Origin of the sequence: Chlamydiifrater phoenicopteri (assembly GCF_902807005.1) — a bacterium.
Classification (GTDB): domain Bacteria; phylum Chlamydiota; class Chlamydiia; order Chlamydiales; family Chlamydiaceae; genus Chlamydiifrater; species Chlamydiifrater phoenicopteri.
The window spans coordinates 647,562-670,433 of sequence record NZ_LR777658.1 but is presented as its reverse complement, the minus strand read 5'-3'; the positions used below and the strand labels follow the sequence as shown (position 1 = coordinate 670,433).

The following is a 22,872-nucleotide window of genomic DNA, read 5'->3' as shown; positions in this document are numbered from 1 at the left end:
CTTTTTTGGGAGAGGTGGCAGTTTTCGTTTTAATGTGTTTATTCTTAGTGGTGTAGTGATTTTAGAACGTTTTTTTTGTGTTTAATAGAAGTTTTTTATGTTTTTCTTTTTTAAGTTTTTGTTTTTTATTGTTTTGAACAATTTTCCTTTGTCTTGTTTGTAAATTAATTAAAACTTATTTCTTTGTTTTCGTTTAAAATTAAAGGTAGATAGATGTTTTTTTTATTGCACAATGCAGGATCCTCTACATACCAATAAGCTCATAACAGAAAAGTCTCCGTACCTACTTTCATATGCTCACACTCCTGTGAACTGGTACCCTTGGGGCAAGGAGGCTTTTGATCAAGCGCGAGCAGAAGATAAGCCCATATTTTTATCGATAGGGGGAACAAGTTCTAGATGGTGTCGAGTGATGCTGCTAGAGAGTTATCAGGATGCCGAAGTAGCAGCTTTCATGAATCAACACTTTGTTAATGTGAAGGTTGATAAAGAAGAAATGCCGCATATAGCAGACCTTTATTCAGAGTTAACAAGAATGCTTGCGGCTTCTGCAGACATCATGGACGCCCCTTCTTGGCCTTTAAATGTTTTTCTGTCTCCCGACTTAGTGCCGTTTTTTTCCGTGAATTATTTGTCCAAGGAAGAAAAGTTTGGTTTCCCTTCATTCCTACACGTGTTGAAGAGAATTCACGAATCCTGGGAAGAACAAAGTGATAGAGACATTATGGTTAATCAAGGCCATAAGGTTGTAGAGGTTGTTTCTTTCGTCGAGAATTGCCGAAGGAAAGAAGCCCTTGACGAAGGGGTTTTTAAAGATATTGTCACCCACCTTTACGAGGAAGTAGACCCTTGTTACGGAGGCATCAAAGTTTTTCCCAAAAAGCTTTGTGGGATTTTAGGTAAGTTTCTTTTGCGTTACGGCAGGGATCGAAGTGAGAACCGAAGCTTATTCATTGTGGATAGATCTTTAGAAATGATGGCATTAGGTGGTATTCATGATCATATAGGTCAAGGATTCTTTTCTTATACTATCGATGATAAGTGGTTGATTCCCAATTTTGAAAAGCGATTGATAGATAACTTGTTTATGGCTCAGCTGTATTTAGAAGCAGGAGCTTTTTTTGATAAGGTAGAGTTCTCCAACATAGGAGAAGAGATTCTAGCATATATTTGCTCCAGCCTTCGTATTTCCGAAGGGGGCTTTCAGACAGCAGAGGATGGAGGAGCCTTAGGAAGTAAGGAAGGGAATTATTACACATGGTCTAGCGAGGAAATCCGACAAGTTTTAAAGGAAGATGCGGATATTTTCTGCGAGTATTATGGTATTTGTCGCGAAGGGTTCTGTAATGGAAGGAATGTTCCTCACATTCCTGTACACTTGGATATTGATAGTATTGCTGCCAAATATCGTTTGTCCGAGGAAGAACTCCAAGATAAGCTGGCATCTCTTAGAGATCTTCTCAAGGCTGAGCAAGCTAAAAAGGAACGACCATTAAAAGATGATCTTGTTATTGCCTGTGGTAACGGGTTGGCTATTAGTGTCTTTGTGCAGGCGGGTCTTCTGTTGAATAAAAGCGAGTATATTGCTATAGCAGAGCAGTGTGGCAACTTTCTGCTTTCTTGCATGTGGAAGCCTCCCGTTCTCTATCGCCGATGGAGAGAAGGAGATGCCAAGTATAATGGGGGACTGGAAGATTACGGGGCAGTTTTGTTGGGCGCATTGGCTCTTTTCCAGGCCGGTCGAGGTATTAAATGGTTGCGTTTTGCTATGTCCCTGGTGAATGAACTATATACTTCGTTTAGGTCGGAGTCTGGATGTTTCTACACAACGGATGGTAGAGATAAAGACGTGATTTTAAAGCAGGCTTCTTTTGCTGATAAAGGAGATATCTCGGGAAATGCATTGGTAGCAGAGTCGTTAATAACTCTGGCTTCCCTTACTGGACACCGGGAGTATTTTGACTGTGTCGAAGAAATCTTGCAGACAGTACAGTCTTATTGGCGAGCGAGTAAGTTTTCTACATTCAGTCATATGATCGTTGCTGAGAGTTACTATGCCAACGATACAAAGAAGTTTGTTATCAATGTTGGTAAGGACCGAGGAGATGTTGATAAGATTTTGTCCTGCTTTGAGGGAGTTTTCATCTCAGACAAGGTGCTGGTGTGGTTCTTTGAAGAGGAAAAAGAAGAAATAGCCCCCCTTCTTTCAGAGCAGGAAAGAGGATTATTACATTTTTCTGATAAATCCGTTATTCGTGTTATGGAAAAGGATTTGTCACATATTTTCACAGATCTTCGTAAGTTTAGAGAATATCTTACGAATCAGAATTAGAGGAAGAGTTCGTTATAACCCGTAGTTTCTATGTGTTATAGGCGGTTTTCTTCGGAAGATTATTGCTCTTATTTTTACATCATGATTTATAGAGGCAAACTATTCTCGTCATTATTCTTTATAAGGGCTCAATACTCTCTTGTCTTTGGGGTGTTTTTTCTGGATCATACCCTTGTTTCGATGCTTTGTAACTTTTCTTTTTAACGGGTCTTTTAATTTTGTTTTGGTGCTTACTTTTTTCTGGGATTTGTTGTAAGGTTGCGGGATATTTCTATAGGATGTATAACTCTATGTCTTAGGCCCCCCTTCCTTTGCTTGTGTCTTCACGGTGATTGGTAGGCCTAGCCTCTCTGATTAAAGGTCGTCTGGTGCGTCTCCTTTTTACACTTTGGGCTCTTTATCTTTGCTCTTAGGGTGGTAAGGAAGCGGGAGAGAAAGAGAAGGGTTGCTTTAACTCTTCACTCAAGAGATAAAAATTTTTTTGCTTCCTTAGCTTGCCTGCTGGTGTGTGTTATGGAAGCGTTATAGAACTGCAGGTTTGTATAGCTGCCTCTCTGTAATCTGGGAAGAGGAGGGCTTTTTCCTTCGCCGTGCCTTTCTATTGGCAGCAAGGAGTGGGGGGAAAGGGTTGTTTAAGAAGATGTTTTTAGTCGAGGATGATTACTATGCAAGGAAACTACGGACGATGGTTGTTTTTAATGTCGGCAGGCATCTCTTTGGGGCTTTCCAGTCTATCCATGGCGTCTTCCACAGAACCCTTAGGAAGCGGGTATAGTAACATAGAAGGGGGGTACGGCAATATTAGTTCGGCTTCTTCCTGGAATCCCACAGATTTGATAGTTCATGACCGAGTGATCATGAAGGTGAATGAAGAAAACGTGCTGACAGCTCTGGATGTGATCCATAAACTCAATGTTATTTTTTATTCTACTTACCCACATCTTGCAGACTCCTTGCCCGCACGCTCTCAGTTTTATGAGAAAATGTGGCCCTCCATCCTCGAGCTCTCTATCGATGAATTCTTAATGTGTGAGGATGCTCGATCAAAAAAAATTACTGTAGATAGAACTATGGTGAAAGAAGAAATCGAAGAGATGTTCGGTGGAGACCTGACACCGTTTGCTATCCATTTTGACATGACTCCCGAGCATATCTTTTCCGTCGTACATAGGAGCTTGGTGTCCCAAAGGATGGTTTCTATGATGGTTCGATCTAAAGCACTCCTGCAGGTGACCCCTTCTATGGTAAGAGATTACTATACTAAACTTGCTGCAGAGGCTGCCAACACGCTGATATGGAAATATCAGGTGTTGACCGTGAAGGCTACTAACGAGTCTCAAGCAGAAAAGATTGCTCAAAAGGTGATGGATCGAATCAATGAGACACGCTTCCTTGATAAGGATCGCTTGTCAGCTTTGGTTCTTTCTCAAGGGGGGCGTCTGACAGTTTCGGAAGAATTTTCGCGAAGTAGTAAAGAACTCTCTACGGCCCACGAAAAAGTACTATCAGCAATTCCTCAAGGAGCTATTTGTGGAGCTCCTGTTCCTCACCGTGATGGGGCTTGCAAGGTGTTTGCTAGATGGGATGTTTCTACAGCGCAGATAGCTCCTATTAGTGAACTAGAGAATGGAATAAAGTCTACCCTCGTTAGGGAAAAGTATTTGACCATAGAGAAAGCCTACAAGGATAAACTACGTAACCGCTATGGTTATGATCCCAAAGAGATAGCCAAATTATTTAATGCGGAAGCATCCACACTATTTTCTCTTCTTTGATGGAGGATTTTAGTGAAGAGAGTTTTTTATATGCCTTAAAGGGGTTCCTTTGGTGTGGAATTTAGTAGAAAGGTTTAATAATCTCGCGCTGAAGACTTTTTATGGCTTATAGGACCTCTTTTGAACGATTAAAGCAATTTTTTGCCGAGACTGGTGGCTCGCCAAAGAAAGGCTTTTCCCAGAACTTTCTAATAGACGCAAATATTGTTAACAAGATTGTTCACACCGCAGGTGTCCAGGAAGGTGATAGCGTTTTGGAAATAGGGCCAGGGTTTGGCGCCTTAACAGAAAAGCTGCTCCTCGCAGGCGCTAGCGTTACCGCTGTGGAAAAGGACCCTCTATTTCATAATGAATTGAAGAGCATGCCCATAACGCTCTATCTTCAAGATGCTATGAAATTTGATCTTTCTTGTATCGATACCTCTAAAAAAAGAGCCAAGGTCGTTGCCAACTTGCCTTATCATCTCACAACACCTCTCCTTGTGAAATTGTTTCTGGAAGGCTTTAATAAGTGGTCGTCGGTCACAGTAACCGTCCAGTATGAGGTGGCGAAGAGAATAGCTTCAAAGCCCGGTCACGCCGATTACGGCTCTCTAACTCTATTTCTAAACTTTTTTTCTTCTGTGCGTAGTTTGTTCAAAATTTCATCTTCCTGTTTTTATCCCAAACCATCGGTAGATTCCGCTACCGTCCATTTGGATGTAAAAGAAAAGCTTCCTATAGAGCCTTCCAAAGATCGAGACTTGTTCTTTGTCATGACTCGAGCCGCTTTTGGTCAAAGGAGAAAGTTTCTGTCTAATTCTCTCTCCGCTGTTTATGATAAGAAAAAGGTTGTGGACGCTTTGGAATCTATGGGCTTATCTAGCAGAACACGACCAGAGAATCTCTCTTTGGAAGAATATTTAGCTCTCTTTGAAATGCTGAAAAGTTGACGCGCGTAGGGTATTTAGAGCATCTTTTTAGATCTAGTAGAGATCATTTGGGTTCTAGGCCTAATGAACTCTTTGGATTTTCTTGAAGATTTATTTTGGCAGGGTTTTATCTTTTATCTGGGGTTTGTTTTACAGCCTTCTAGAAGCTTGCGGATCAAAAGAGTTTTGCTCTCTATTTGTGGCGTTCAGAGCTCCAGGGCTATCGTAGACTTTCCATCCAGTGTAGTTTGGATCGCAAAGTAACAAAATAGTCATATCCGGGAGATTTTAAAAAAGAAAGCTTTTTGGGAGATAGCTTGCAGATCAGAGACTGCTTGGGCTGAAGAATTTGTTCGTCTTGGCCATCGAAGAAAACGGAGGCTCCTTCAGGACCATCCTCGAGGATAACTTCGATGCTCTTCTGAGGGCAAATGATTATTGGTCTACTGGAGGGTGCGTGAGAACATATTGGAGATAAAACACATACCTGTACACCAGGGCATATGAGAGGCCCTCCGGCTGCTAAGGAATAGCCCGTAGATCCGTTGGGAGTGGCTAAAACTAAACCATCAGCAGAAAAAGTGTTTAAAAGAACACCGTCGATTAACACCTTATAGTCCGTCAGTCGAGGAAAGGAGCCGCGATGAATGACAATATCGTTAAGACAGATGTGGGTTGTTGGAGAGCTCTCTGTTGACGAGCGAGAGCTGTCATTGGTTAATAGTGATCCCTCCAAAAGTTCTTTATTTACTGTTGTTCCTTTGCCTTGCAAGATGGCTTCCAGTTTGTCGGTATCATCCATAGTGAGATCGGACATGAATCCTAGCCGACCTATGTGGACGCCTATAATGGGCAGGGAAAGCTTTAAGGCGAGCTTTTTAGCACGTAGGACGGTGCCGTCCCCTCCTATGGACAAAATGCTTTCAAAAGGTTCTTTTTGGAGATCATAGGAGTCGTAAGAGGGTGTCCGCAAAAGTTCCGAACACTCGGGAATGGTGACAGCCTTTTTTCCGTTTCTAGAAAGAAGTTCTTGTACCTTGCTCGCAGCGTGAGCAAAAGCAGGATTGTGGGGATTCCCAAAAATGATGATGGTCATGGCGCAGATGTAATGCGGTATTTAACATATGGTGAGCTGTGGCGTAAACGGAATCCAAATGTTGTCATCACTTTAGCAAACATCGTCTCCACGTCCATTCCAATGCTTTTGTACATAGCTTCTGCACTATCGTGGTTGAGAAACTGATCAGGGACTCCGAAGCTCAATACTTGGCTTTTACCAAAACCAAAAGATATTAAGAAGTCATTTATTTCAGAAGCCAAACCTCCTTTCAGGGAATGCTCTTCTATAGTGACGATTTTGGAGTGGGTCATTAGTAGTAAGCTTAGAGAGTGTGTATCCAAAGGCTTGATAAAAATAGGATCCATGATGGTAGGAGATATCCCTTGTTCTAACAGCTTAGCTCTAAGTTGCAAAGCTTTCTGGTAGGTGTGTCCCAGAGCTATTATGAGGATGTCTTCCCCTTGATGCAAAATTTCTGCTGATCCGGGGTGTCTTAAGATAGGCGGGTGTTTGGATGATTCTGTTGCTACCTTTGGATAACGAATAGCGCTAGGATAATTCCAGTCCATGGAGGAGAATAGAAGGTCTCTTAGGATGTTTCCATTGCGAGGTTGGGCGATAATCATGTCTGGCATGGCGCGAAGGAAGGCGAGGTCGTAGATACCATGGTGGGAACGGCCGTCTTCAAAGGCTAGGCCCGCCCTGTCAATAGCGAAGACGACAGGGATCTTTTGCATACAAACGTCGTGGAAAAGATTGTCTAAAGCACGTAGGAGAAAGGTAGAGTAGATGGAGCATATAACTTTGCCCTGTTTCAACTTAGCCATGCCTCCGGAGAAAGCCACAGCGTGTCCTTCGGCAATGCCAACGTCATAAAAGTTATCGGGAAAAGATTTTTTGAAATCTTCCAAACAGGATCCCAGAGACATTGCTGGTGTAACAACAGACAGTGACGGGTGTGCAGCGGCAAGCTCACAAACGGTCCTTCCAAAAATTTGAGGGAAAGATTCTTTTTGCTTTGTAACGACAGCAACTTCTCGGCAGTCTTCTGGCTTAAGATGGGCCTTCTTACAAAAGCTGGGAGCTACTCCGTGATAGGCAGCAGGGTTTTCTTGAGCGTCGTCGAAGCCCTTCCCTTTAGTTGTGACAGCGTGGATAATTACTGGGAAGGGTTGATTTTTAACAGCCTCTAGAAGGGTGACAAGTTTTGTGATGTTATGCCCGTCGACAGGGCCTACGTACGATAATCCAAATTGTTCAAAGAAGGGTGCTGGACAGAATAAGTTTTTTAGGGAAATAGATACTTGGCGACCACGTTTTTCCAGCTTACTCCCGCAGCGTGGAATTTTGCGTAACCATCGCCCTATTTTGTTGCGTAGCTTTCCTGCAGTAGGGTGGTTGAGGAGTTTACTCAAGATTCTCGCTGTGGAGCCTACATTTTCGGAAATAGACATCTTATTGTCATTGAGGATGATGACAAAGTTCTCTAAGTTGTCAGGGATATTATTGAGGGCTTCTAAGGTCAGTCCACAGGAGAGGGCGGCGTCGCCGATAAAGCATAAAACATGATTATTGGATTGTTGTTGCTTTTCAGTCTCTGCAAGTCCCAAGGCTAGAGAAAGTGCGTTGCCTGCATGTCCGGTATAGAAAAGGTCATGAGGAGACTCTTCTGGATTGGAGAAGCCGCTAAGGCCGTCATTTTTGCGGATATTACAGAAACGCTGGTCATTACGTCCTGTGATTAATTTGTGTGTGTAGCATTGATGCCCTACGTCAAAGACAAATTTATCTTGAGGAGAGTTGAAGACATAGTGCATAGCCAAGCTGAGCTCTACGCAACCCAAATTTGAGGATAAGTGCCCCCCCGTTTGCGATAGCACATAGACGATCTTATGGCGGATCTCTTCGGCGAGGAGTGGCAAGTCACTGGGAGAAAGCTGACGCAAATGTTCTGGTGAAAGTACTTTGTCCAGAAGGTTGACATTCTCTATCATGATAAGCGTTCCTCGTAGGCGAAATCCTTTAATATTGGGGTGTTGTCAAGATCTTTTAGGGGAAGCCCATTATCGTCAGTAGCGATGATCTTGAACTCTTGGCGCGTTTGTTGTAGAGCCTGAAGGGCGGGGTTTAAGAGAGCAAACCCTTCCTCATAAGCAGAGACTACCTCATCAAAATTTTTCGTAGACTCCAACTTTCTCTGTATAGCTTTAAGCGAGTCCTGAATAGAGCGCGCATTGTTCGAAGATTCTTTAGGAAAAGAGGAGTCTGATAAAGACCTTTCGTCGTCGGTATCGAGGGATGAGGAAGTTTCCATAATCAAAAAAAGAACGGTAGCTACACAGATTCTTCGGCAAGCTCGCGTTCCCTAGCGCGCTCGTCTGCAAGGAAGCGGATACGTTTCTCAACTTCAGTGATGCGCCTTTCACATAAACGCATAAGCGCATCAGCCTCCTCGTATAGTTTCAACGAAGCATCTAAAGAGGTGGTGGGGGCGTTCATCAGGTCCACAATTTCTTCCAAGCGGCGCATAGCCTCTTCGAAATCTACAGATTGTTCTTGCATACGCTTTCGCTATACCTAATTTAAAGATAAGAAGTCACCAGAAAACAGTCCTATGCTAGGGCTTTTCTAGAAATTTTTACTGGATCAAACAATCCCCACGCCTTCGGGTCAATGAAGGGATTAAAATGCTACGTCTCTCCTATCGTTTGCACTTATGGCAACTTTCCTCTGCTCACAGCGCCTTTGAAAGCTCTTCCTGGTTGGAGACTACCAATGTTTTTTCTCCGTCGTGGAGTACGGCTTTCACGGCAAGCCCTGGCTGGAGAGTTTCAGCCGAGATGATAGCGGAATCTTTATTAAAATCAAACAGCATCGAATAACCGCGGTTCAGAACATTTTTGGGATTCAGTGCCTTTAGACTCTCTAAGCATACCTCTCTTCTGTTTTTCAGTCGGTTAAGTTTTTCGTTCATAGCAACGATAATCTGATCGTGGACTTTTGCTATTCGATGCCGATTGATTTCAAAAATATGCTTGGTGGCTGATTGTAGGGATATAGAAAAATTTTTCATCCGGCGCCAACTTTCTTCGGTTCTATTCAAGTGATAGGAAAGAGATTGGGTCAACATCTTATCAAGACGTCGCCTCTGAAGGTGAAATAGGGAGGCTTTATCTTGTATGGATTTGTTCAGTTGCTGGTGTAAAAGCTCTATGCGAGCTCTGGAAGTAGTAATTGTTTGCGTAGATAGGGTGTTTTGGAAAAGTAATAAACGGGACTGGTAATAATGGATTTTATTATGGACAGGGATGCTCAAAGAACGTTGGATGTTTTGCAAGTTTGTTCTTGCTTCTCTGCATCGTTCAGAGGAGGATCTTTGTAAAGACATAGAGGCAAAATCCAAGCGCTGGTAAGCTTCCCGGTAAAAGTCTGCATGATCGAGCATCTTCTCCCATTGAAAGAAAGTATTACGGTAAGAAGACAAAAAGTTTCTAGCATGACTTAATAGGTAACTACGAAAACCTTGAAGCCATTGCTCCATACTTTCACTGCTTCTGCAAACGATTTCTGCTGCTGCCGAAGGTGTAGGAGCTCGTACGTCTGCGGCCATGTCACAGAGGGTGAAGTCTACTTCGTGTCCTACAGCAGAGATGATGGGTAAAGAGCTCTCGTATATAGCTTTAACAACAATTTCTTCATTGAAGGCTTGCAAGTCTTCAAAGCTACCGCCCCCTCGAGCGATAATAATCACATCAGGAAGAACTATTTCGTTGAATTGTTTAACAGCAGTAGCAACTTCTTCTGCAGAGCCTTCGCCTTGGACTTTGACGGGATACAAGATAAGCTGAAAATCTCTGCAACGTCTTTTCAAAACGTTGATAATATCCTGGATAACGGCGCCTGTAGGGCTACTAATAACACCTATGCGTTTCACTTTTGCTGGCAAAGGTTTTTTGTGTTTGCTATCGAAATATCCCTGTGCAGCAAGTTTTTTTTTGGTTTCTTCAAAGCGTAAGAGCAAATCCCCCAATCCTGAAGAGACAATAGCGCTAGCTACGATCTGGTATGATCCTCTAGGAGCGTATATGGATAGTTTGCCGTAAACAACAACAGCGTCTCCATTTTTTAATACAGGGCCTGAGTATTTAGATCTAAAGTTAAAGAAGGCCCCGTTTAACAGAGCATTGGCGTCCTTAATGGAGAAGTATAAGTGTCCGCTGGCTTGCAAAGTAACGTTAGCAAGCTCTCCTTTGATGGCGAGGAAGGTGAAGTTTTTTTGAAGTAAGCTCTTTAGCTGCTCTGTCAAAGAGCTCACGGTGATGGGTTCAGGAAACATGCAAAATTCTCCTTATGGCCGCTTCTAGAAATTCAAGGGAACAATAAAGAAGGCTGGTCCCTAAATTGAGAGTTTGAAAAGCTTCTTTAATGTTCGGAAGGCGACCTTCTTTAGCTGGCTCATTCTACACATAGGGAACTTTTACAGGGATAATATAAACTGTCAAAATGTAGAGGAAGGACTTTTCTATAAATTTTTTAGACGTTGTTTCGTATAGTTTTTTTTAAAGTCCTTTGGGGCGAGCAGTCATATTTTGAATTGTGACAGGAGAGGCCGCTATCCATTTGTTTTATAAAGCGACCCCTGCGCCATAAGTAATTCTTTTTTTTAAAAGAGAATTAAAAGATTTTTATTTGCTATCACTGGTGTCAGGATGTTTTTTCTTTGCAAATCCTAGTAAATACAGTTAAGATATCCCTCCTGTGAAGAAGAATCTTAGAGGAAAAAAGGTTTCCTTGAAGATCCAATGAGGAGGGGCTCGCCGAAAGCCTTTCTCGACTCGTTGAGGCCTCCTAAAGTGTAAAGCGTAGGCTGTGAAAGAAGCGCCTATAGCTCTTTTCTTATGTTCTGGAGAAATTGTATAGAGTGCGTTATTCTAGGAAATTATTGATAAATAATCGTTGCTCTAGCGAGTGAAAGAATCAGGATGTTAGGAAGGAGGTCCTCTATGACAAGAAAGCGTTATGTTCTTGGAAACTGGAAGATGCATCGAACCAAGCTTGAAACTGCAGAGTTCATCAAAGCTATTATACCCCTGTTGTCGCCAGTATCCCTAAGAGAGAAAGATGCCGTAGGCATTGCCCCAGCCTTCACTTCTATAGAAACAATGAAAGTTTTGAAGGAGAACCTACCGTTCAACTTTCTCCCAGGAGCGCAAAACGTCTTTTGGGAAAGTCACGGAGCCTTCACTGGAGAGGTTTCTATAGAAATGGTAAAAGAGGCCGGAGCTCGCTTCGTCTTAGTCGGACACTCAGAAAGACGAATGTTTTTTGCTGAGACAGACGAAATTATAGCCAAGAAGTTGTCTGCGGTGAAAAATGCCGCGCTGCTTCCCGTATTCTGCGTGGGCGAGAGTGCTGCGGAAAGGGAGCAAGGACAAACACAAAAAGTTTTGCGATCCCAAATTCTAGGTGGACTATCAACAATGTCTAGTCTTGATGGTGTGATCATGGCCTATGAGCCTGTGTGGGCTATAGGCAGTGGAAAGGCTGCTAGCGCCAAAGATGTTCAGGACGCTCATGCTTATTGCCGTCAGGTGCTTGCAGAGAAGTTTTCTCCCGAAGCTGCCGACGCTATTTCCATCCTTTATGGAGGGTCTGTTAAGCCAGAAAATGTTATGGAGCTTGCCTGTGTTGAAGGTGTCGACGGCTTTCTTGTGGGCGGAGCCTCGTTGTCAGCAAACTCTTTTGCTGACATTATTGTGAGATATTATCAGGAGATCTAATTATGGTTATTTTGTTTTATGCCGCGCTTTTTGTTTTTCTAACACTTTCCGCAATTCTGTGTGCGCTTGTATTAGTGCAAGAAAGCAAAAGTATGGGGCTGGGATCTTCCTTTGGAGTCGATTCTGGAGACTCTGTCTTTGGAGTGTCTACTCCCGATGTGTTAAAGAAAGCTACCGCGTGGTTTGCGGGAGTTTTTTGTGTCTGTTGCCTGCTTCTTTCTGTATGGACAGGAGCTTTGGGGCGTAAGCAGGAGAAAACCTTTGTTGATAGTCGGGTAGCGGCAGAACAGACGGTGGAAGAAGATGATTAGGGATATCACCTATTACGGAAATCCTTTGCTTCGTAGGAAGGCCGATCCTATTACGGATGTTTCCGATGCAATTAAAGTATTATATCGCGATATGTGCGAAACTATGGAAGCTCTTAAAGGAGTAGGTCTTGCGGCTCCTCAGGTCGGCGAAAGTCTGCGTATGTTTGTAATGTGTGTGGAAAAAGAAACAGAAGAAGGGGAGTTAGTCTTTTTGAAGGAGCCCAAGGTTTTTATTAATCCCGTTCTTTCTGATCCCTCCAAAGAGAAAGTTTCTGGTAGGGAGGGGTGTTTGTCTATACCAGGTCTTCGAGGAGATGTTGTGCGTCCAGAAGCCATCACCGTTGAAGCTATAGACCTTAAAGGAGAAGTTTTCAAAGAGCGTTATCATGGTTTCTTAGCTCGCATTATTATGCATGAAAATGATCATCTCAATGGCGTCCTATATGTCGATAGGATGGCAGAAAAAGATCTTTTGAAGCTTAAAAAAGGGCTCGAAAGAATAAAAAGAAAGTATAACGGTGAAGGGCTGCCAGCTTTGTCCGAAAAGACTGCTTAGACGAGTGTTAGAGCAGCCTTCTTCGATGCCCTTTTTATCCTTTTCTTCTCTGTGAAAAAGATCCAAAGTGGAGGTTTCATTGAGTCTCTTTAGGTGAGCTCAAGGGACCTTTGCCGTTTTGGTTTCGATTTCTCTGCTTTTTTTATTTAAAAACCCTCCTTCTTCTTCATTCGTTTTTACTCTTCTTTTTTGAATTAATAAAAACAATCTGTTGGAGATAAATCTCAATAATTTCATTTTTTTTTTTTTTTTTTTTTGTTAAGGTTTTTTGGTTTTAATTTCAATTTGTAGGGAGTCTTGCTTGATCAACAGCATTAGTGAGAAAAAAACAGAAAGCCTAGTTTCCATTGACACTTCTATAGAAGAAAAAACCTCCTTAGACGACCTCAATAAAGAGAAAGTCTTACAAAAGAAAATTCATACAGCAGAAGTAATAGGGAAAGTATCTCTTTCTATTATGGTTGCTTGCGGATTTCTTTTTGTCTCAGGAATCCTTGCCGCAGGAATCGGTGTGTCCTTTTTAGGAGTAAATGGTCTTGCTTCAATCTTGAGCTGCAGCTTTCTAGAAATGATTATAGCGTGTGTTTCTGGAATACTCTTTTTAGTGCTAGCTGGTGCTCTATTTTTTGGATCCATATCATGCAGGTCCAGGTGGAATCATTCTCTGGAGGAATTAATAGTTAAACGAAAAAGGGAAGAAGAAGTCCCAGATCAAGATTTTTTGAATCTGTCAATAAAAGATAAGTTGGGTTCGTTGAAAGTCCCTCTTCCAGAAAGTCCAGTAGAAACAAGTTTCGAAGAGAAAATTGCTAAAAATCCTTTCCAAGGAACAGGTTTTTCTTATTTAAAAAGCTCTGCATGTTGGGAAGGGATTGGGAAAGCAGAGCAAATCTCTTATTCCAACCCTCTAAATGTTGCTAAAGCTATACTTAGGGATCAAAAAGTGTGGTTCTCCCTAGCTGGTGCGGAAATTTTTTATAAAGATAATGTGAGTGGGTCTGTAAAGTTTCGATCCATTAGAGAATTGGTCTATATCTTTCTAGGCTTTTTATCTGTGAAGGAACTTCGAGAAATAGATACTCTGTATGAGTCCATGCAGAGAAAGGATGATCAAGCCTATAATGAGCTGTATGTGGAGTGCATAAAGAGGTTTCCTCAACTTGTTGCTGCTGAGGGAGCTTATTTCATGTGGATACGAACGGCTTACCCACACTTATCTAATGCTGGAGAGGCTGTTTTTAGGGATAGTAAAGGGTACAAGAGCGAGCTTTTTCTTCGAATACACACCTTTTTAGGAGACTTCTTTGCCAAAAAAGAAGACAAAGTACGTCCTTGGTTGGAAAGGTTTGTTGGCTGGGGGCCTGCTTGTTTAGCATCCCTACAGTTAGGCTATGAAGAGAGTCTTTTGCAAAAATGTCAAGACGAGTGGAACTGGGATCTTTTTTGTGCAAAAATTCCAGAATTTTGCCAGCGAGCAATGCTTCGCAAGGATGTCAGTGGGAAATGGGAATGCTTTATAGAGTTCATGCGTAAAGGGGATCATAGTAGCTGGTTGGCTAAGGAGAAGAATCCCTTCGATTACCTCAAGGAACACGATAATTTTTTTGATGCGCCGACCCCTTTATGGAATATGCGGGAGTATGTGGAAAAAGATCAGGAGCTAGCAACAAAAATTAAGGAGGGGTTATCAATTCTGCATAGTTCAGGGTATCTAGGAGATTGGTCGACAGAAAAAATTTTAGACTTCGAGAGAACAATTTTGGGATTGAAATGAATGTGATGTAAGAGCATCTTCTAGTCTTTTGTATGTTTTTTAGGCGGTTGGTTAAGACTTTTGGAGATGATTTTTAGATAAGAATCTTTTGTATCTTTCACTTTTAGAAACTTCTATTTTTATTTGTAATTTTAACGCGCGGAAGGTTTCTTTTGGTCAATGGTCTATATACAAAAAAAGACTCAAACATCAGTGGTTCTAATGTTTCTTTTAGAGGATCTACTCTCGTAAAGCTTCAGGAGAAAAAGGAGCTGCTGCAATGTAAGATGGATCTGGCAGGGAGAGCAAAAAAGGTCGCTCTGTCTTGTATGGTGGTCTGTGGTGTCCTCCTTCTCCTCGGAGCCCTAGCGTTTGGTGTAGGGGTCTCTGTGTTGGGAGTCAACGGCCTGAAAGCCTTTATGGGGTCGTTTTTTCTAGAGAGTATAACAATAGTCGTTTATGGCGTTATTCTCCTGTTAACAGCGGGAATAATGTTTATCGGACTGAAATGTGGAATTTCAAGGTGGAAAGCAGATCTGAAAGAGCTGGAGTCTAAGCAAGACGAGCTGAAAGATTCATATGAAGATAAAGCCTTTAAATTAAAGAAAAAACAAATAGAGAAAAGAAGGCGAAGAGAAAGTACAGCACGATACTTAACCAAGCTCAAGGAAATAGGAGATCTGGTGCCTGTTGAAACTCCTAAGCGAACGCCGTCTCCTCAGCCCGTGGAGGGATTTTCTTATTTAAAGAGCGCTTATGGGTGGGAAGATATTGGGGAGGAAGAGAAGAAGCTTTACCTCGATCCCCTAAATGTGGCTCGAGTTATAGCCGAAGAACAAAATTTATGGCTTTCTTTGACGGGGACAGAACTTTTCTACAGAAAAGATATAGGTAAGGCCATAAGAAACAGGTGTAGTAGGGAGTTGTTTTATGTATCCCTAGGATTCCTGTCTCTTAAAGAGCTTCAAGAAATAGATGCTCTATATGAACGTTGTCCCACTGATTCAGACTACAGAGAGTTGTATGCAGATTGCATAAAGAAGTATCCGCAGCTAGTAGCTGCGGAAGCTGCCTTTTTTATGTGGATAAAAGAATCGTTCCCCTACCTGGCTTTAGCTAAGGATGCTGTTTTTAGAGACGCAGACGGGTATAGAAAGAAATTCTTTTCTTATAGGCATGCTTTCTTAAACCCCTTCTTTTCCAAAAAAGAAGAGAAGGTGCGCCATTGGTTGGAAAAATTTACAGGATGGGGACCAGTATGTCTAGCGTCGATTCAAGTGCGATACAGAGATCAGGAACGCTTGAGTGATTGTGATAGAAGGTTGAATTGGGACTCCTTTTGTAGGAGCATTCCCGCTTTTTATCGACAGGCAATCTTTCGAGAAGGTGTCAGCGGAAGGTGGGAATGTTTCTTAGAGTTTATGGATAAGGGGGATCAGAGCAGTTGGCTAGCAACACAAGAAGAGGCCCTCGATATTCCAAAAGAAGAGACCAACTTTTTTGTTTCTCCGAAATCGTTGTGGGATATGAAAGATTTGTGTGCCAATGATGCAGAATTGGCTGCAAAAATTGAAGAAGGGCTAGCCGCTTTACATCAAGCAGGATATTTGGGTGAGTGGTCTGTGGAGGAAATTCAGAATTTTGAGCGCGGTATATTAGGACTCAAAGAGTTGGAGGATGAAAGAAAAGAGTAAAAGGGTCTTTTGTGCTGTTTCGGTCTAAAGCTTTTTTGGTCCGAAGCTTTTGGAGTCTTCTCACAGGGGTTCCTGTTTTTTTCAAATGGTGAGGTTGTTTCATGAGTATTAGTAAATGCCTGACGAACCTGTCTAGTTTGTTTAAAACAGAAGTCGATGTTCACGAAAATTTAGATGAAAAGCTAGCTGTTGCAGCTCGGATAAGGAGTTTATTTGTTAAAACTGTATTTGGGTTGGGGGTGTCGTTCTCATTAGCAATCGTTTTTGTTGGCATATTAAGTGTTAGTGTGCCTTCTATGTCGACTGTTGTAACTTCGGTATTGTTAGCTGTCACTGGACTTCTACTTATAGGGTTTTCATTGGCAGTTGTAGGACTTATTCTTATCAGCAAAAGAGAGGAGAGGCTTGAAGAAAGTAAAAGGTTGGAGATGCGATCTAGAGCTGAACCAGAGCTTGAAGAGGTGAGGTCTGAGGTTAGCGTATTTTCGGAGGAGAGTAAAGAGACAAGCACTGAGGAGGAGAAGCCTTCTAAAGCTTCAGAAAGCGATGCAGAGGTAAAAAAAACAGGGTTTGAAGAAGATCTAGGAGAAGCTGAAGGTCCTATAGACAGAAGTGAAGCTAAGAAAGAACAGAAACCTTCAGAAAAGGAAGAACATCGCCAGCTTAGTCCGGAGACATTAAAGGTACTGTGTGAGAGAGTGTTAAAAGAATTAAAATCCCCAGAAAAAGAAGATGCTCAAAAAAGCGAATCCTCCGCAGAAGATAGAGAATTAATGAAGGAGTTGTCTGAGAAGTCTTCGGAAGAAACAGAGGTTGAGGAGATAAAAGACGTTCAAGAAAGTAAGGACTCTTCAGAGGCCTCTGAAGAGAAAAAAGTTGCTTCTGAAGACGCTGTTAGGGTAGTTGTGCATACTTTAGAAGGTATTGCAGGGAAAATCTCCGATGAGGGAATAGATGCTAAAGTTTTTGAGGAAGCTGATAGGGAAGAGAAAATTTCTAAGGAAGAACAGTCTTTAAAGTTGTTTAAAGTGATACAAGGAAAGATGGATTCTTTGAGGAATTTGATTGTGGATGTCTCTAAACTCTTAAAAGAAGAAAGCTCTATTTCTGGATCACCTGGTTCTCCGCCTAGCTCTAAGGGTGAGGAAGGAAAATCTGAAAAGGAATCACCCGATAAGTAAAGGGCCTTTCTTCTAGTTCTCTGTTTTTTTTCGTTATGTGTCCAGAAAAGATTGTCGTGGAAGTAAAAGTTCTCCAGGAGAGTTTGGGCCTTTTTATTAAACAATGTAGAAGTGTTGTTTAATAAAACTTTTCTTATAAAAGCGATATAATTTCATTTTTTTTTTTTTTTTTTTTTTTGTTAGATTTTTTGTTTTTAAGAGAAAGGGGAGCAAGGAATCTAATAATGGGGCGTGCGGTATCGAAATTATTTGATTGGAAATCAGGTGGATGTTTGGAACAAACAAAAGGAATACAAATCGAAAATTCTAGAGAATGTAGTGTTAAGAGAGTATCGAAAATAGTTCTGAAGATCTTTGTCGCCCTTCTATTTTTAGCTACAACAGTTTCTGGCGTGGTAAGTGCTTTGTCTCTCGCTGAAATATTGAGTTTATCTTTTCTTAGTTTTATTCCATCTGCTGTTTTGATTGCTGTTTCGTTGTTTCTCTTTTTAGGGTGCGTTGTGTCGTCCAAAATTCTTGTTGGAAAGAAGCTCCTGGTTAAAGAGGAGACTTTTTTGGAGAAAGTCGGGAACCTCGAAAAGAAGACCTTGATTTTAGAAGGATTAAAAGGAGATTTTAGTGAGGCGTCATCGACAATAGAAGAGTTGAAGAGGGATTTTAGTGAGGCGTCATCGACAATAGAAGAGTTGAAGAGGGATTTTAGTGAGGCGTCATCGACAATAGAAGAGTTGAAGAGGGATTTTAGTGAGGCGTCATCGACAATAGAAGAGTTGAAGAGGGATTTTAGTGAGACATCGTCAATAATAGAAGCAATAACTCATTGCTTTCCTTTAAATTTTTTGAAGAAAGAAGCAAGAGTAAGAAGCTGCTTCCCCAAATTAAAAGCGTGTATGAGTCTTATCCAAACTTTAAAAAATTTTGTAAATGTTAGTAGAAATGCTGGAGGATTCCCTAGAGCGAAAAAGATAGAGAGTTCTTTTAGTAAAGAAGATTCTGGTTCTAGGTTTGAAGAAAAAGATTATGTGCCAGAACAAAGAAGCAAAAGAGAGCTGATGACGGCATTGTTGGGGTTTTTGAATGTGGATCAGCTAGAAGATATAAACAGAATGTATAAGGAGGCGAATAGTCAAGGAGCGTCAATATCAGTGGATTGGCGCAACAAGTTGTATGTTGATTGCATAAAAAAGTATCCTGCAATAGTAGCTGCTGAGGGGGCATACTTTTCTTGGGTGTGTAGTAGTTTTTCTTATTTAGGAAAGGCTAAGGCAGCAATTTTTCAAGATTCGGAACGTTACAGGATAGCATTTTTTACACAATTACAGACTTTTGTTAGTAGTTTAAAGAATTCTTCTAAGGTTTCGTCTTTTTTAGAGAATTTTTCAGGGTTGATACCAGCTAGTTTGTCAATTTTTTCTGATGGGGATAGCCTGGAATTTTCTTCCGAATTGGGCTGGGATACATATTGTAGTCAGGTGGCAAAATTTTGTGATAAGACTGTGTTCTGTAAAAGTGAGTTCTACCATAGGGATTTGGAAGACTTCATAAAAAACGGAGAAAATTGTGCAGTTTTGAAAGGAGAAAGACTCTTGGCGCCGTATGAAAATGAGTTAGAAGAATCGTTTTTTGAAAAGCCAAGATCGCTTTGGGATTTAAAAGAGTTTTTGGCAGACAAAGAGTTTCTCTCCAAAATAGAAGCTGGGTTGTCAGTTTTAGATAGCTGTGGGTATCTGGGAACATGGTCCGTAGGCGAAATCAAGTGTTTTGAAAAAATAATCTTAGGCTTGGTGGGGAGTAAGGATCAGATAGTAGAGAGAAAGGAAAAATCTAAAAAGAGATAAAACGATTAGAGAGAATAATCTTAGGCATAGAAAGGCCGTAGAGGGAAGAAGGTTTCTAAGAGCTCTTAAGAGCTATTCATTATTGAGTTTTATTAAACAACATTGATGAGGTTGTTTAATAAAACTTTTCTTATAAAAGCGATATAATTTCATTTTTTTTTTTTTTTTTTTTTGTTAGATTTTTTGTTTTTAAGAGAAAGGGGAGCAGGGAATCTAATAATAATGTGGAGAGTAGAGGAGTCTTTTTCTGGGTTGGTGGGAGGAAGAGCCAGAGAAGTAGAGGTTGTAGAAGAGGCTGTAAGGGAAGAGTTAGAGAGAGCCTCGCGCGTTAAGAGTATAAGTTGCAAAGCACTGGTCATAAATGTGCTGATTTTTTCATTAGCGCTAGCGTTAGGGATAGTTAACGCTATGTCAATGAGCGCAGTTATAGGGATGTCATTTTTAGAGTTTGTCCCGATCATTTCGTTGATAATCCTATCAGGAAGTTTGTTGTTATTTGCTGCGACGAGTCTTTTTTTAGCAAAAAAGATCGAGCAACATTTTGCTTGTATGGAAGAGCAGGTTATAGCGCTGAAGGTTGAAGAGGAAGAGCGTTTAGAGGCTGAGAGGAGAGAAGAGGAAGTTCGAAAGGAAGAAGAGAGAGGCTTAGAAGAGATTAGAAGGCAAGAGAAAGCTAGAGAGGAGCCTACAGAGAAGGAGATTATAAGGGTAGAGAAAAGATCTTTTTTAGAGAAAATTCCAGGCGTAGGTAGTTTTGTAGAGGAGTGGGTAAAGGAAAGTTTTCGTTCGTGTGCGTATGTTAAGAAGGAGGTTAGGGAGCAGGAGGTAGGAGTTTTAGAACAGGCAAAATATGTATCGCCTTCTTTTGCTGCCAAGGAATTTGCTAGGGTGACAGAGTTTTGGCCGCAGGGAGATAAGCCAGAGATACAGTTTAAGGAGGGAGATAGAGCTGCGGAGGAGCGAAGCAAAAGAGAATTAATGTTTATATTACTAGGCTTTTTAAGCTTTGAGCAGCTGGAAGATATTAATAAGATGTATCAAGAAGGGCGTAGAGGAAAAGTTGGAGATAATGTTTGGCTGAATGAGTTGTATGCTAAATGCATAAAGAAGTATCCGAAGTTGGTAGCCGCAGAGGCCGCATATTTTGCGTGGATAAAGAGAAGTTTTCCTTATCTGCTAGTTTCTAGCCACGCAGTGTTTCATGAGCGCGGAAATTATCGAGCCGCTATTTTCATAAAACTGGAGCATTTTCTCAGGAATACCAAAGGTAGGGAGAATGAGAAAACAATAGCGTTTTTAGAGAAGTTTGCAGGATTTGTTCCTGCATGTTTTGCGGTATTTCAAACAGCTCCATGGACAATGGGATTGTCCGTGTGTCCTCATGATGTGGGCTGGGATTGGAGTAGTTACTGCCGTAATGTGACAGAGTTTTGTAAATGGAAAGTGCTGGAAAAAAGAGCTTTTGGTGACGGAGAAGCTTTGCGTAGGTTTATAGAGGAAGAAAGAGAAGAGATTGTGAGGGGAGGATCCGAAATCTATTTGAACGGGAAGGATGAGTGGTTTGGTCGACAGGTTAGTTGTGATTTTTCAGAAAAACCAAGAGCGCTATGGGATATGGCTTCTCTATGTAACAAAGACAAAGAGCTGCGAGAGAAGATAGAAGAAGGTTTGAGAGCGTTGTCTGGTTGCGGCTATCTAGGAGAAGAATCCGTAGAGGAGGTTCAGGCGTTTGAGAAAGTGATCTTGGGTCTTAAAGAGTCTGTGGAGGGGAAATGGTAGTACCCTCCGTAGTAGAGAATAAAGAAAGTTTAGGAATAAATCGTAAAGAGCTAGAAGTAAGGTCAGCGCCTGTTTTTCGCATTAGAGAGCTTGTTTTGGGCATAATAATTTGTCTAGTGACGACGGTGCCTCTATTTCTCTTTGAAGTGATGGGATCGTCATTAACTTTTTCCCACTACTTGTTGGGGCTGAGCATAGTTTCTATTGTGAGTTTTGTGGCGTTATGTGCGGGAATGTTTTTCGTATACAAGAGAGCCTTTAAGGAAGATGTTTTAGGGAAAAGGATATGTGCTCTTCAAGAGATGAGCAAAGAGAGAAGCATTAAGAAGCGAGAGCGTGAGGAGATTGTCGTTGAGGAGAGAAAACATCCAGACAAAGAAGTTATTGTGGAGGAGGTAGAGTCGCCCTTTCTTTCAGAGTCTTCTAGGGACATTTTAACGGCTCTTTTTGGGAAACAAGATAGTGATGGGCAATTGTTTGTGGATTTTGCTCATTACATCTTGAGGGAGAATATTTTTCTAAAGAGAGGAGGGTCACAACTTTCTGAAGAAACAAGAACTGGAGCAAAATTGTTTTTAAAACGTTTGCCCGAGTTTTCTCTTGGAAAAATGTTTGATGCGTTAGAAGTATCTTTTCCTAATTTTGCTTTATCGAAGTTGCAGAAATTAAAGTTTTTTTCCAAAGGTAGCGAACTACTAGAGGCTTCTATAGCAATAGAAGAGATGAAGCAGTCGTCAGCGCTGATGTTATATAAGCCTGGGGGGCTGTCAGTAGCTGCAAAAAAAGTCTTGGGAACAGACTCTATAACAGTGCCAACATCAAAGGAATCTATGGAAGAAATGGGCATGCATTTAGTGCTGCATGCCATAGATTTGGGAAAGAGTTTTCTAAGATCTTCTACTAAGAAATTTAAAGAGTCGAAAGGTTCTAAGGCTTCTTTAAAAGCTCTTGAATGGCAAGGAGAACAGGTCGTTAGTAAGGTTGATTCAGAAAATCTTTCTGTTAAAGAACAGAAAATTGATAAGCGTCTTACGGATTTACAAGATGGCAGGAAGCTTTTTTCTAAGGTTCATTTTCAAAGGTTTAATAGAGAGTTTCGACATATTCTTTTGGGTTGTTTTTCTGTAAGAGAAACTCGGGATATAGGAAGCTTTTTATCGACAAACTTTTCTAGAAGGGATTTATTAGATTTAAGTTGTTGCAATAAGGCTTATAAAAGTTTGATATTAAGATTCCCAAAAGTAGTGGCTGCGGAAGCTTTATTTTTAAATTGGTTAAGAATGGTTTATCCCTATGTGTTGTCTTGCGAAGAGATTGATTTCTATCGGACGAGTTTTATGGGAGTTCTTTCTGGTAGTGGGATCTTTTCGGATGACAAAACGTCATTTTTAGAACAGTTTTCCGGCATTATTCCTGTCTGTTTGGCCTCTTTTCAATCTAGTGGTGGGTTCTCTACAGGCTTTAAGAAAAGTCTTTCGTGGCAAGATTTTTGCACCAAAACTATTGCATATATGAGGAGGGCTCATCTGTATTCGGACTTAGTGGTTAACGCTGAAAAATTTGAAGAGTTTTTAGAAAGAGGCGACGAGATTTTTGAGAGTCTACCAGCAATGACACTGTCTTATGAAAAGAATGAAAAAAACTTTATTGCTGCTCCTTATGCGTTATGGGATATGGAAGCTTTGTGTGGGGAGGAAAAAGATCTTCGTTCTAAGATAATGGAGGGTCTGGCTTACCTAAATAGTATGGACTGTTTAGGGGGTTCTAGGAAGGCTATAAAGGAACTAGAGCTTATTGCTTTAGGGCTAAAGGAGTAGAGAGTGAAAAAAAAGAGAAAACCGTTGTGGGTTTTTCTTTAGCTTTACTCTTTGCTTAGCCTAGGTATGCCCTGAAGATCTTATA

The 22,872-nt window shown here is 41.3% G+C and carries 17 protein-coding genes; 12 read left to right on the top strand and 5 right to left on the bottom strand.

The features are described 5' to 3' along the window. The first annotated feature begins 232 nt into the window (after positions 1–232). The 3 genes from KJA58_RS02800 to rsmA all read left to right on the top strand — a co-directional run bounded on the left by KJA58_RS02800 (position 233) and on the right by rsmA (position 5,039). Positions 233–2,332 (top strand): thioredoxin domain-containing protein, encoded by a 2,100-nt coding sequence (locus tag KJA58_RS02800; RefSeq protein WP_213357942.1) that lies wholly within the window; start codon positions 233–235, stop codon positions 2,330–2,332. Positions 2,333–3,069: 737 nt separating this feature from the next. Beyond that, positions 3,070–4,107, top strand: coding sequence for a hypothetical protein (locus KJA58_RS02795; RefSeq protein ID WP_213358372.1), 1,038 nt, complete (start codon positions 3,070–3,072; stop codon positions 4,105–4,107). A gap of 101 nt (positions 4,108–4,208) precedes the next feature. After that, positions 4,209–5,039: a 16S rRNA (adenine(1518)-N(6)/adenine(1519)-N(6))-dimethyltransferase RsmA gene (gene rsmA, locus KJA58_RS02790; RefSeq protein WP_213357941.1), complete on the top strand. Its 831-nt coding sequence runs from the start codon at positions 4,209–4,211 to the stop codon at positions 5,037–5,039. A gap of 199 nt (positions 5,040–5,238) precedes the next feature. Here rsmA and KJA58_RS02785 read toward each other — a convergent pair whose 3' ends face one another. The 5 genes from KJA58_RS02785 to xseA all read right to left on the bottom strand — a co-directional run bounded on the left by KJA58_RS02785 (position 5,239) and on the right by xseA (position 10,414). Then, positions 5,239–6,114, bottom strand: coding sequence for an NAD(+)/NADH kinase (locus tag KJA58_RS02785; RefSeq protein WP_213357940.1), 876 nt, complete (start codon positions 6,112–6,114; stop codon positions 5,239–5,241). After that, a complete protein-coding gene (locus tag KJA58_RS02780) occupies positions 6,111–8,072 on the bottom strand; it encodes a 1-deoxy-D-xylulose-5-phosphate synthase (protein ID WP_213357939.1) in 1,962 nt (653 codons plus the stop codon). Before KJA58_RS02780 ends, KJA58_RS02785 begins: the two co-directional genes overlap by 4 nt. After that, a complete protein-coding gene (locus KJA58_RS02775; RefSeq protein ID WP_213357938.1) occupies positions 8,069–8,392 on the bottom strand; it encodes a hypothetical protein in 324 nt (107 codons plus the stop codon). The genes KJA58_RS02780 and KJA58_RS02775 overlap by 4 nt, the downstream gene beginning before the upstream one ends. 20 nt (positions 8,393–8,412) lie before the next feature. Then, complete coding sequence (locus tag KJA58_RS02770) at positions 8,413–8,640, bottom strand: exodeoxyribonuclease VII small subunit (RefSeq protein ID WP_213357937.1); 228 nt, start codon at positions 8,638–8,640, stop codon at positions 8,413–8,415. Between the two features lie 172 nt (positions 8,641–8,812). Then, positions 8,813–10,414: an exodeoxyribonuclease VII large subunit gene (xseA, locus tag KJA58_RS02765; RefSeq protein ID WP_213357936.1), complete on the bottom strand. Its 1,602-nt coding sequence runs from the start codon at positions 10,412–10,414 to the stop codon at positions 8,813–8,815. Between the two features lie 667 nt (positions 10,415–11,081). Between xseA and tpiA the strand changes: the two genes are divergently transcribed. The 9 genes from tpiA to KJA58_RS02720 all read left to right on the top strand — a co-directional run bounded on the left by tpiA (position 11,082) and on the right by KJA58_RS02720 (position 22,787). Next, positions 11,082–11,858 carry a triose-phosphate isomerase gene (gene tpiA / locus KJA58_RS02760; RefSeq protein WP_213357935.1) on the top strand — a complete coding sequence of 259 codons (777 nt, stop codon included), beginning with the start codon at positions 11,082–11,084 and terminating at the stop codon, positions 11,856–11,858. 2 nt (positions 11,859–11,860) lie between these two features. After that, positions 11,861–12,169 carry a preprotein translocase subunit SecG gene (gene secG / locus KJA58_RS02755; RefSeq protein WP_213357934.1) on the top strand — a complete coding sequence of 103 codons (309 nt, stop codon included), beginning with the start codon at positions 11,861–11,863 and terminating at the stop codon, positions 12,167–12,169. Then, on the top strand, positions 12,162–12,725 hold the full coding sequence (gene def / locus KJA58_RS02750) for a peptide deformylase (protein WP_213357933.1): 564 nt from the start codon (positions 12,162–12,164) through the stop codon (positions 12,723–12,725). The genes secG and def overlap by 8 nt, the downstream gene beginning before the upstream one ends. Before the next feature lie 301 nt (positions 12,726–13,026). Next, complete coding sequence (locus tag KJA58_RS02745) at positions 13,027–14,499, top strand: hypothetical protein (protein WP_213357932.1); 1,473 nt, start codon at positions 13,027–13,029, stop codon at positions 14,497–14,499. Positions 14,500–14,651: 152 nt separating this feature from the next. After that, positions 14,652–16,172 carry a hypothetical protein gene (locus tag KJA58_RS02740; protein ID WP_213357931.1) on the top strand — a complete coding sequence of 507 codons (1,521 nt, stop codon included), beginning with the start codon at positions 14,652–14,654 and terminating at the stop codon, positions 16,170–16,172. A gap of 101 nt (positions 16,173–16,273) precedes the next feature. Then, a complete protein-coding gene (locus KJA58_RS02735; protein ID WP_213357930.1) occupies positions 16,274–17,353 on the top strand; it encodes a DMT family transporter in 1,080 nt (359 codons plus the stop codon). A gap of 224 nt (positions 17,354–17,577) precedes the next feature. Then, positions 17,578–19,191: a hypothetical protein gene (locus KJA58_RS02730; protein WP_213357929.1), complete on the top strand. Its 1,614-nt coding sequence runs from the start codon at positions 17,578–17,580 to the stop codon at positions 19,189–19,191. A 222-nt stretch (positions 19,192–19,413) separates the two neighbouring features. Then, on the top strand, positions 19,414–20,970 hold the full coding sequence (locus tag KJA58_RS02725) for a hypothetical protein (protein WP_213357928.1): 1,557 nt from the start codon (positions 19,414–19,416) through the stop codon (positions 20,968–20,970). After that, the gene (locus KJA58_RS02720; RefSeq protein ID WP_213357927.1) at positions 20,964–22,787 is read left to right on the top strand and encodes a hypothetical protein; all 1,824 of its coding nucleotides are present in this window, start codon (positions 20,964–20,966) and stop codon (positions 22,785–22,787) included. The genes KJA58_RS02725 and KJA58_RS02720 overlap by 7 nt, the downstream gene beginning before the upstream one ends. Positions 22,788–22,872 lie beyond the last annotated feature (85 nt).

Excerpts from the sequence above, each read along its gene's own strand:
- KJA58_RS02800 (WP_213357942.1), top strand. The coding sequence starts at position 233 with ATGCAGGATCCTCTACATACCAATAAGCTCATAACAGAAAAGTCTCCG.
- KJA58_RS02795 (WP_213358372.1), top strand. The coding sequence starts at position 3,070 with ATGGCGTCTTCCACAGAACCCTTAGGAAGCGGGTATAGTAACATAGAA.
- rsmA (WP_213357941.1), top strand. The coding sequence starts at position 4,209 with ATGGCTTATAGGACCTCTTTTGAACGATTAAAGCAATTTTTTGCCGAG.
- KJA58_RS02785 (WP_213357940.1), bottom strand. The coding sequence starts at position 6,114 with ATGACCATCATCATTTTTGGGAATCCCCACAATCCTGCTTTTGCTCAC.
- KJA58_RS02780 (WP_213357939.1), bottom strand. The coding sequence starts at position 8,072 with ATGATAGAGAATGTCAACCTTCTGGACAAAGTACTTTCACCAGAACAT.
- KJA58_RS02775 (WP_213357938.1), bottom strand. The coding sequence starts at position 8,392 with ATGGAAACTTCCTCATCCCTCGATACCGACGACGAAAGGTCTTTATCA.
- KJA58_RS02770 (WP_213357937.1), bottom strand. The coding sequence starts at position 8,640 with ATGCAAGAACAATCTGTAGATTTCGAAGAGGCTATGCGCCGCTTGGAA.
- xseA (WP_213357936.1), bottom strand. The coding sequence starts at position 10,414 with ATGTTTCCTGAACCCATCACCGTGAGCTCTTTGACAGAGCAGCTAAAG.
- tpiA (WP_213357935.1), top strand. The coding sequence starts at position 11,082 with ATGACAAGAAAGCGTTATGTTCTTGGAAACTGGAAGATGCATCGAACC.
- secG (WP_213357934.1), top strand. The coding sequence starts at position 11,861 with ATGGTTATTTTGTTTTATGCCGCGCTTTTTGTTTTTCTAACACTTTCC.
- def (WP_213357933.1), top strand. The coding sequence starts at position 12,162 with ATGATTAGGGATATCACCTATTACGGAAATCCTTTGCTTCGTAGGAAG.
- KJA58_RS02735 (WP_213357930.1), top strand. The coding sequence starts at position 16,274 with ATGAGTATTAGTAAATGCCTGACGAACCTGTCTAGTTTGTTTAAAACA.
- KJA58_RS02730 (WP_213357929.1), top strand. The coding sequence starts at position 17,578 with ATGGGGCGTGCGGTATCGAAATTATTTGATTGGAAATCAGGTGGATGT.
- KJA58_RS02725 (WP_213357928.1), top strand. The coding sequence starts at position 19,414 with ATGTGGAGAGTAGAGGAGTCTTTTTCTGGGTTGGTGGGAGGAAGAGCC.
- KJA58_RS02720 (WP_213357927.1), top strand. The coding sequence starts at position 20,964 with ATGGTAGTACCCTCCGTAGTAGAGAATAAAGAAAGTTTAGGAATAAAT.